Annotated in this window: 2 protein-coding genes; both read right to left on the bottom strand. The window is 73.7% G+C overall.

The window, feature by feature from the left end:
- Positions 1-3: 3 nt before the first annotated feature.
- Complete coding sequence (locus tag ACWGDE_RS37900; RefSeq protein ID WP_453393632.1) at positions 4-1557, bottom strand: APC family permease; 1554 nt, start codon at positions 1555-1557, stop codon at positions 4-6.
- 61 nt (positions 1558-1618) lie between these two features.
- Positions 1619-2566 carry a hypothetical protein gene (locus ACWGDE_RS37895; RefSeq protein ID WP_453393631.1) on the bottom strand — a complete coding sequence of 316 codons (948 nt, stop codon included), beginning with the start codon at positions 2564-2566 and terminating at the stop codon, positions 1619-1621.
- Between the last annotated feature and the right edge of the window lie 283 nt (positions 2567-2849).

The following is a 2849-nucleotide window of genomic DNA, read 5'->3' as shown; positions in this document are numbered from 1 at the left end:
GGGTCAGTCGCCCGGGGTGGATCCGGCCGCCTGGTCGAGGCGGAAGGCCTCGTTGCCCAGGCCGATGCGGGCGTGGAGCTCGGGTCGGGTGGAGCGCAGGACCAGGCCGTACACCAGGCCCACGACGGCGGCCGCGGCGATGATGCCGGGCAGGGCCCAGCTGAGCGCGGAGCCCTTCTCGGCACCGACCAGGACGCCGAAGTCCTTCACGGTGTAGACGGCGATGGCGAGCAGGGCCACGCCGGCGAGGCCGGCCGCGATGAGCCGCCAGACCTGGGCGCCGGCGGTACCGCGGCGGACGAAGAAGGCGATGACGGCGAAGGAAGCGGCGGCCATCAGGAGGGTCACGCCGAGGGCGCCGACGCTGCCCATCCAGGTGAACAGGTGCAGGACGGGCGCGGTGGGGTCGCCGGCGGGCATGTCGTCGGTGAAGGCGAAGGCCAGGACGACGACGGCGGAGACCACGGTCTGCAGGAGCGAGCCGGTGGCGGGGGCGCCGGTGCCGGCGTTGGTGCGGCCGAAGGAGGCCGGGAGCAGCCCCTCGCGGCCCATGGCGAAGGCGTAGCGGGCGACGACGTTGTGGAAGCTGAGCATCGCCGCGAACATGCCGGTCACGAACAGGACGTGCAGGGCGTCGGTGAAGGTGGCGCCCAGGCGGCTCTCGGTGAGCTGGAAGAGCAGTCCCGGTCCGGCTTCGGCCGAGGTCTTGACCACCTCTCCGGGGCCGGTGGCGACGGTGAGGGCCCAGGCGCTGAGGGCGAAGAAGAGGGCGACGAAGCCGACGGCGAGGAACATCACCCGGGAGACGACGATGTGCGGCTTGCTGGTCTCCTCGGCGTACACCGGGGACTGCTCGAAGCCGACGAAGGCGGCGATGCAGAAGCACAGGGCGGTGCCGAGGCCGGCGCCGGTGAGGGTCTCGGGGTTGAAGGCGTGCAGCGAGAGCCCGTCGGGGCCGGGCTTGCCGAGGGCGGCGAGGTCGAAGACGACGACGAGGACGACCTCGATGAGCAGCAGGACGCCGAGGACCTTGGCGTTGAGGTCGATCTTCAGCCAGCCGAGCGCGCCGGTGAGGGCGACGGCGGCCAGGGCCGGTATCCACCAGGCGAGTTCGGTGTCGAGGTAGGTGGCGAAGAGGCCGGAGATCTCGAAGCCGAGGATGCCGTAGACGCCGACCTGCATGGCGCTGTACGCGACGAGGGCGACGAGCGAGGCGCCGGCGCCGGCGGTGGGGCCGAGCCCGCGCGCGATGTAGGCGTAGAAGGCTCCGGCGTTGTGGACGTGCCGGCTCATCTCGGCGTAGCCGATGCTGAAGAGCGCGAGGACGGCGCCGAGGATCACGAACAGCAGGGGCTGTCCGACGATGCCCATGACCCCGAAGGTGGTGGGCATGACGCCGGCGACGACCATCAAGGGGGCGCTCGCGGCGAGTACGGAGAGCAGCAGGCCGGCGGTGCCGAGGCGGTCGGCGCGCAGGGCGCGGTCCTGGCCCTTGTACGTACGGATCTCGGCCGGTCCGGCCGGTTCGGTGAGCGTGTCGGATCTGCCCGTCGGCATGGCGGCGGTCCTTTCGGGGCGGGGAGCGAGCGGGGGCTGGGCGGAGCGGGGCCGTGCGGGGTCAGGCGGTGCCGAGCGCGGCGCTGCGCGCGGCGAGGAAGGCCTTGTGCGGGTCGAGGTCCGGGTAGGACCACGGGGCGCGGGTGGCGTGGCTGCCGATGCGCTGGAAGAGGGCGGCGGCCTCCGCGGGGCGGCCTTCGCAGAGTTTGGCGTGGGCGAGGAAGTTGAGGTCCACGCGGTTGCGGGGGTGGTCCTCGCGCTCCCACTCCAGCCACCAGTCGAAGGCGGAGCGCAGGACCTGGCGGGCGCGGCGGCCGGACCAGTGCTCGGCCATGGCCTGGCCGCTGTGTCCGTGGGCGGCGGCGAGGACCCGGTAGCGCTCGGCGTGGGCGATGACGGGGAGCACGGCGAGCGGGGAGTCGGCCGGGGATTCCTCGGCGGCCCAGGCCGCGAAGTCGTAGACCTCGTGGAGGGGGTCGTGGCCGGAGGCGGGGGCGCGCTCGGCGAGCCGGGAGACCATCAGGTGGTGGGCGTGGTGGTGTTCCCGGTGGCGGGCCCGGACCTGGTCGAAGTGGCGGCTGAACTCCTCCTCGGTGCCGAAGGCGCGGGTGAGGAGCAGTAGTCCGAGCCAGGGGGTGGGGTCGGCGGGGAAGAGGGCCGCCGCCCGGCGGCAGGCTTCCTCGGCGGCCTCGGGGGTGCCCTTGCGGCGCAGGGCGGTGAAGACGGCCGCGCAGGCCAGGAGGGTGACGGCGTCGGCGCTCTCCGGTTCGGCGAGGAGCCATTCGCGGGCCCAGGCGGTGGCGGCGGGGGTCTCGGCGAGGACGACGAGGCGGTGGCCGCGACGGTCCCAGTCGTCTCCGGTGGCGACCAGGAGGGAGCGCGCCTTGGCCCAGCGGCCCTGGGTGAACTGGGAGCGTACGTCGACGAGTTCGAGGTCGCAGAGGGCGGAGTCGAAGAGCTGGGCGTCCCGCTTGCGGGCGCGGCCGAGGGGCGGCGGAGGCGGAGACATCCGCGGTTTCCCTCCAAGACGCGGGCGGTCGGGCGGCGTTGCCGGATGATCACGCACAGCAAAGCGGTACGCACAGCTCCGCGTCAAGGTCCAGTCCACTGGGTGGCGCGTTTCAACTGGTGCGGAAAGGTGCCGAGTTGGGGCGGTAGTTCCGCTTCGCGGAGAGGGGCCGGGCGGCGCCCCCGGCAGCCTCCCGGGGGGGGCGTCCGTCGGCCACCGCGCGATCCGTACGTCCGGACGGGGCACCACTGAACGGCGCCGCCCGGCCGCGGCTCCGGACGGG

It is taken from the genome of Streptomyces sp. NPDC054956 (assembly GCF_053609185.1).
The sequence above is the reverse complement of the archived record's forward strand: the minus strand, read 5'-3'. Positions and strand labels throughout refer to the sequence as shown.